Raw genomic sequence first — 6,595 nt, 5'->3', positions numbered from 1 at the left:
TGCGACCGGCATGGGTTTGTCCTCGGAGCGATCGTGACGGGGGGCAATGTTCATGACAGCCGGGTCTTTCATGATCTATTGGCCCAGGTGACGGCCCGGATGGGCCGCCCGTATGCCGTCGCGGTGGATGCCGGGTATAAAACCCCGGCGATTGCTCACCTGCTTCGTGAAGAGGGCATCCGCCCGGTCATGCCTTATACCCGTCCCAAGGGCCCGCCGGGACGTTTGCGTAAACAGGACTTTGTGTATGATGCCTACCTGGATGCGTATCTCTGTCCCGAGCATCAGGCCCTGCGCTACCGCACCACGACTCGGGACGGCTATCAGGAATATGTCTCGGATCCCGCCATTTGTCAGTCCTGTCCGCTGCTTGAAACCTGCACCCAAAGCCGGGATCACCGGAAGGTGATCCTCCGCCACGTCTGGCAGGACGATCTGGACGAAGCCGAACACCTTCGACACACCCCGTGGAACCGGAGAACCTATGCGGAACGAAAAGAAACCATCGAACGGATTTTTGCGGATCTCAAACAAAAGCATGGCTTGCGTTGGACGCTCCTCGCCGGAGGGGCAAGAAACTCTGCGCAGGCGATGCTTGTTTATGCAGCGATGAACCTCAAAAAACTCGCCACCTGGCGGTGGCGACAAATAGGCGCTTGTCTATTGGGGCTTCTTTTTTCTTTCGATGGCACAACAAAGGCCTCCGAAATTCATTTTCGGAGGCCTTTGTCTACAACCTGGGACCGTTTCCGGTCTCTTTTTTATAGGCAGAAATCACGTATCTTCGTATAGTGCCTTTTCAAATTTGCAGTAGTTCCGCATACTGATGAAAAAGAAAAAGGAGGAAATCATATGAAAAATATCGAAGCCGGACTGTTGATCCTCCGGGTCGTGACAGGCGTGATATTTTTAGCCCACGGAGCAGATAAATTACTGAACGGAATGGGTGACCAGGCTGCATCGTTTGGCAGCATGGGCATGCCGGAAGGCACGGCTTACGCTGTAGCAGTCATCGAAGCCGCGGGAGGAATTTTACTGATTCTAGGACTGCTGACGCGTGTCGTGGCGGGGCTGTTTGCACTCATTATGCTTGGAGCGATTGCAACGGTCAAATGGCAGCAGGGATTGATTGGAGGCTTTGAGCTTGATCTTATACTGATGGCTGCCTCTATTCATCTGGCGCTTACTGGAAGCCGCATGCTTGCCTTGAAAAAACGAAAAAAGAAACGTTCTTTCTGAAGCAGTAAACGGCCTGCAGGGGTTTATCCCTGCAGGCCGTTTACTGTTTATGCATTTTCATTTGACGCATAAGGCTCCATCTTTTTCCACTGCGTACGAATAGTGGACGAGGCCACGCCGTAGCGTTCGGCGATTTCTTTCTGGGTGCCGCCTCCTACTGCGTATTCAAGGGCTGCTGCCTGGGCTTCCGGCTTGCGGATAACAGGATTTTCCTGTTCACAAAAGCGTGCCCACAGCTCTGAAGCTGCAGCTGCTGCGTCTTTAGACAGCTGATCGGAGCTTTCGAGCGCCTCCACTACCTTCTGCTGGTCGTCGTTCAGGCCTGAAGTGGATGCCGCAGCGGTCTCTGTTGTATCGGCCGCAGCATCTGAACCTGTTTCAGACGGGGTGGTGGAGGTGCTATCTGCTTCCTGGTATTTTTCCTGAAGATCATCCTTAAGTGTGCGAAGCACGTCCGGCAGGTGATGCGTGATCCAGCCGGCTTTATCCGCTTCGTTATCCGGAACAGAGCCGGTAACACTTTTAATGACGTCATCGCCGAAGTCCGGATGAAACGGCAGCAGGCCGAGCATTGGATACCATTTGTCCTCCACAGGAACTAAAAAGGCGAGGAATACAATGTTTTCCTGCAGGTCGCGGAAAAAGGACAGTGGTTCAATGTGGTGAACTTCATCGCTCAACAGGTCAGTGACTTCGTACCAGTCGTCGGTCATTTTATTCAAACGAAATAATGACAGGTTATGCCCGGTCCAGTTGGAATAAAGCCGCTGAAGCCGCGGGTGCTGACTGTTCTGCTCTATCTGCTGATGGATATTCATCCATTCCCTGCGCTCATTGCCGTGAAGTAAAAAGTCGGCAAGCGCCAGGTTTTGGACAAATTTATGCCAGGCATAAGGGAAATAGTTCGGCCGATAGACACGGCGGTAATAATGGCTGAAATCCTTCCGGCTGTCTTTGTTCGCAGCGGCTGCAAGATCCAGCTGTATGTTGGTTACTTCTTCAGTCGTATAAGCTGGCTGGTTGGCGGGATCGCCGCAGCATTTTTTGTATTTTTTACCGCTGCCGCAAGGACACGGATCGTTACGTGAAATACTCATACATTCAGGCTCCTTCTCACTAGTATGTTACTATTCCTTCAAATTCTAACATACATTGCCCCGAAATGGGGAATCCGTGCGCTTCAGGGGGGTGGAGACGTGAAAAAACCCTTCGCAGTGGAAGGGCTGTATTTGTATAATAAGAGACCTGCTTAATTAGCCGCTTGGCCGTTCGCATTTTCCCATACGCTGCGGAGTGTCTCTGCGCTGTGGTGGAAGTCTTGGGCTTCCTCTTCATTCAGTGGCAGTTCGATCACTTCCCGTATTCCTTCGCGGTTAATGACAGCCGGCACACCGATGCATAGAGTATTTTCTCCGTACTGGCCGTCAAGGTGGGCGCTGACGGTCAAAACGCTGTTTTCGTTTTTAAGAATCGCGTTTGTAATACGGGTGAGTCCCATTGCGATGCCATAGCTGGTGGCGCCCTTACGCTCAATGATCTCATAGGCAGCCCCGCGGACGTCTTTAATCATGCCTTTCATTTCCTTCACATTTTTGTTTTCTTTTTCATCTGCGAGCTCTACTGCGTTTCGGCCGCCGACGTTTGCCTGGCTCCAGACGGCAAGCGATGTGTCGCCGTGTTCACCAATGATATAGGCGTGGGCATTCTGGGCAGCAGTATCAAAATAGTCACTCAGCATAAACCGCAGGCGGGAGGTATCCAGAATTGTCCCGCTTCCAATGACCCGTTCTCTTGGAAGCCCGCTGAACTGCTGGGTGGCATACGTAAGAATATCCACAGGGTTAGTAGCGATAAGGAATATTCCGTCAAAGCCGTTATCCATCACTTGACCGACGATATTTTTAAATATAGCCGTGTTTTTGCCTACAAGGTCGAGACGGCTTTCACCCGGTTTTTGGTTGGCACCGGCGGTAATGCAGACAATGTCGGCATCCCGGCAGTCTTCATAGGTGCCAAACCATGTTTTAGTAGGATGCGGGGCAAAGGCTTTACCGTGATTGAGATCCATCACGTCCCCTTCGGCCTTGCGCTCATCCAGATCGATGATCACGAGCTCCTCGACGACGCCCTGATTAATTAACGAAAATGCATAGCCGCTGCCGACAGCTCCGGCTCCGATAACAACAACCCGGTGGACGTGATTTCTTTTCATGTATAAAATCCCCTTTCGAATATGAATCATGTGAATGAATGAGCAATCTTTATCTATTTATATTGTGCACTATTTCACAAAGTGATGCAAGCATAGAAAATATATAATTGTGAACAAATGATGAACTTACGTGTTGGGAGGAAATCGAAACGGGAAAGGAGCAGAAGAGGAGGAATGACTCGATGGAAAATGCGTTAAAATATGCGCTGCCGACAGCGTTGACGTGGGCAGTGATTGGTCTGCTCGCCGGTCTGAATCTCGACAGAGGATGGCTGTGGGTGCTTGCTTTTGTAGTTTTCGGATTTCTCGTCAGCTTTGTTACAGTGATAATTGCGCAGTGGATTATTTCTAAAATAAATATGTAATTAGCGGCGGTGAAATTAGGGAATGGTGTATGTAAAGCTTATAAGCGAAAAGGAGCGTGCAAGCATGGAGGATATAAACGGCCGGAGACCGGTCATAGCTATTACTGGCGCTAGTGGATATATCGGAAGAAACCTGATGAAGGAACTGAAAAAGCACGCGGATATTATTGCTCTGTCGAGAAACATAGACACAAAAGAAAACGAGGAGCATGTAACATGGCGTTCGTGTGACTTATTTTCATTAAAAGACGCGGAACAGGCACTCGAAGGTGCAGATTACGCTTTATACTTAGTTCATTCGATGATGCCGACGTCCAAATTAACTCAGGGAAGCTTTGAAGATATGGACGTTATCCTTGCCGATAATTTCGCGCGTGCCGCCGAGCAGAAGCAGGTGAAGCAGGTCGTTTATTTGAGCGGCATTATTCCTGAAGCCGACCGGCTGTCCCGCCATTTAAGTAGCCGGCTCGAGGTGGAAGACATTCTAAAATCATACCGGACGCCGGTGACTGCTATACGTGCGGGATTGATTGTCGGTCCACAGGGCTCCTCGTTTCCTATTCTCGCAAAGCTGGTAAAGCGGCTGCCGGTCATGATCCTTCCGAAATGGACGCAGACCAAGACCCATCCGATTGCCCTGGCCGACGTATTAAACAGTCTGCAGAAGAGCATCGGGGAAGAATCGCTCTACAACCGTTCCATCGATGTTGGAGGGCCGGACGTAATGACTTACCGGAAAATGATGAACATCACTTCAAAGGTGATGGGGAAGAAGCGCTACGCAGTTACCGTGCCTTTTTTCACCGTGCGCCTTTCAAGACTGTGGGTGAGTGTAACTACCGGGACGCCGAAAAGCCTGGTTTATCCACTGATTGAAAGTCTGATCCATCCGATGGTGGCTGACCCTGCTAAAAGTGTGAAAGGCATCAGTGATGGAAAAATTCCATTCCGGGAGGCGGCAGAAAACTCTCTGAAGGAAAGCAGGAAGGAGCAGTCCTCCATTCTGGCACGCCTGAAGCCGGCACCTGTGGAGCGGAATGTACGCTCTGTCCAGCGCGTCACCATCCCAAGTGGAAGAGACGCGGACTGGACGGCCCGTTATTATATAAAGTGGCTGCCGAAGCTTCTGCGCCCATTCGTAAAGGTGGAAACGACTGATCGCTATCAGTACGGCCTGCGGCCTGCCTTTATGAAAAGAACATTTCTCGAGCTCTCCTATTCCAAGGAGCGCAGCGAAGAAGACCGGGCGCTGTACTATATTACCGGTGGACTCCTTGCACAGGTAAATGAAGGAGAACGGGGCCGGCTGGAATTTCGTAAAATTCCTCACACGAACCAGTGCATTGTAGCGGTACATGATTATGTTCCGGCTATGCCATGGTACTTTTATCAATATACCCAGGCGTTTATTCATCTTTGGATCATGAACCGCTTTAAAGCACACCTTGAAAAAGATCAGTGGACGTTAAGGAGGTCCCGTCAGCTCCAGCCGGAGTCATAATTTTCCTCGTTTAGTTTCACCTTTTTTAAGGAACACGGAAAAGGATATGAGTAGTCTGCATACAGAAGGGAGACGGTGCCGTATGAGCACCAACCAGTTGATCCGTGACTATTTTGTCAATCACGCAGCGGAAATGGCGAATTCATGGTACGAAACGTTGGAGGAATCAGACAGAGAATCTGCTTACGCAACGACTGACCCAAAAGAAGTTGAGGAACTGAAGTCTCAGACGTATGAGTTTCATTTATATTTCTCGAGTATTTTTATCGAGGACCGGAATACATGGGAGAATACCTTTGAAGTATGGATAGACGGCATTATCCGTGATCCTAAATACTTCCGGACGAAGGATGCGCGGGTCGTCCGGGAAATAATGAGGTACAGGGAACAGTATACTGCCTATTTGAAGCGCTTTTATGCGGAAGAGCAATCAGAGCTCTCTGCGAATATGAAAGAACAGCTTCGGGAGCTCGTAACAAACGGCATGGATCAGATTATTCTTTCTTACGTGGAAAAATCCAACCGGCTGCTCCTGCAGAAATTAGAAGCGAGGGAAAGCATTATTAATGAACTGAGCGCTCCGGTTATCTCTCTGAATAAATCCTCCGCCCTTCTTCCGTTAATTGGAGAAATTGACGAAGAACGGGCTGCAGTAATACTCGAGCACACACTTGAGGCGTGCTCGAAAAAGCAGGTCTCTGAATTGTTTATTGACCTTTCCGGCGTAGCCGGCATCGATACCCACGTCGCTCATCAGATTTTCGGGCTGATACGTTCGTTAAAGCTGATTGGCGTACAGCCTGTTCTGGCAGGCATGCGTCCCGAAATCGCCCAAACCTCCGTCAATCTTGGCATCAGATTTCAGGATGTACCGATTGCCTCGTCGCTTTCCCAGGCAATGGACCAAAAGCATTAAAAAAAGCCGGCTCCCTAAAAAAGGATGCCGGCTTTTCTTTCGTCTTTAACACAGAATTACTCTGCTTTTAGACTTTTTCTACAACGTACGTTGGCTTCTCAACGAATCTTTTGCCGCCTAGTTCTTCGGAATGATCGAAGTAGCCGCCGAATTTATAAACGACTTTGTACTCGCGGTCCGGCTCTGTAAACAACTGATTCTCGTTGTTAGAGATGACCGTGACATGGTTGTTTTCTACAAAGCTGTCGATTTCACTCGCTTTATAGTTTGTACCTGCAGTAAGTTCGGAAACGGATTGGCTTCCCATATATAATCGCTCCTTTGCGTTATAGTTTGTCCACTCGTTACAATACCCGGGTGAA

8 protein-coding genes are annotated in these 6,595 nt (G+C 49.6%); 5 read left to right on the top strand and 3 right to left on the bottom strand.

All coding sequences use genetic code 11. From position 1 onward, the window contains the following. Together ACTRXH_RS05600 and ACTRXH_RS05595 are read left to right on the top strand one after the other, a co-directional pair. Nucleotides 1–792, top strand: a 792-nt coding sequence (locus ACTRXH_RS05600) for a transposase (protein WP_474281101.1), incomplete at its 5' end; no start/stop codon positions are given. Nucleotides 793–852: 60 nt separating this feature from the next. Then, nucleotides 853–1,239 (top strand): DoxX family protein, encoded by a 387-nt coding sequence (locus tag ACTRXH_RS05595; RefSeq protein ID WP_474281099.1) that lies wholly within the window; start codon nucleotides 853–855, stop codon nucleotides 1,237–1,239. 47 nt (nucleotides 1,240–1,286) lie between these two features. Here ACTRXH_RS05595 and ACTRXH_RS05590 read toward each other — a convergent pair whose 3' ends face one another. Both ACTRXH_RS05590 and ACTRXH_RS05585 read right to left on the bottom strand, forming a co-directional pair. Beyond that, the gene (locus ACTRXH_RS05590; protein ID WP_474281097.1) at nucleotides 1,287–2,336 is read right to left on the bottom strand and encodes an SEC-C metal-binding domain-containing protein; all 1,050 of its coding nucleotides are present in this window, start codon (nucleotides 2,334–2,336) and stop codon (nucleotides 1,287–1,289) included. 152 nt (nucleotides 2,337–2,488) lie between these two features. Further along, complete coding sequence (locus ACTRXH_RS05585; RefSeq protein ID WP_474281095.1) at nucleotides 2,489–3,451, bottom strand: L-lactate dehydrogenase; 963 nt, start codon at nucleotides 3,449–3,451, stop codon at nucleotides 2,489–2,491. Nucleotides 3,452–3,633: 182 nt separating this feature from the next. Between ACTRXH_RS05585 and ACTRXH_RS05580 the strand changes: the two genes are divergently transcribed. The 3 genes from ACTRXH_RS05580 (at nucleotide 3,634) to ACTRXH_RS05570 (ending at nucleotide 6,233) form a co-directional block, all read left to right on the top strand. After that, nucleotides 3,634–3,816: a hypothetical protein gene (locus ACTRXH_RS05580; protein WP_091613249.1), complete on the top strand. Its 183-nt coding sequence runs from the start codon at nucleotides 3,634–3,636 to the stop codon at nucleotides 3,814–3,816. A gap of 64 nt (nucleotides 3,817–3,880) precedes the next feature. After that, nucleotides 3,881–5,317: an NAD(P)H-binding protein gene (locus tag ACTRXH_RS05575; RefSeq protein WP_474281093.1), complete on the top strand. Its 1,437-nt coding sequence runs from the start codon at nucleotides 3,881–3,883 to the stop codon at nucleotides 5,315–5,317. Between the two features lie 82 nt (nucleotides 5,318–5,399). Then, on the top strand, nucleotides 5,400–6,233 hold the full coding sequence (locus ACTRXH_RS05570; protein WP_474281091.1) for an STAS domain-containing protein: 834 nt from the start codon (nucleotides 5,400–5,402) through the stop codon (nucleotides 6,231–6,233). Nucleotides 6,234–6,300: 67 nt separating this feature from the next. Here ACTRXH_RS05570 and ACTRXH_RS05565 read toward each other — a convergent pair whose 3' ends face one another. After that, entirely contained in the window at nucleotides 6,301–6,540 is a 240-nt protein-coding gene (locus ACTRXH_RS05565; protein WP_322525546.1) for a hypothetical protein, read from the bottom strand. Nucleotides 6,541–6,595 lie beyond the last annotated feature (55 nt).

Source organism: Marinococcus sp. LNHM5E3-2.1 (genome assembly GCF_056034365.1).
The sequence above is the reverse complement of the archived record's forward strand: the minus strand, read 5'-3'. Positions and strand labels throughout refer to the sequence as shown.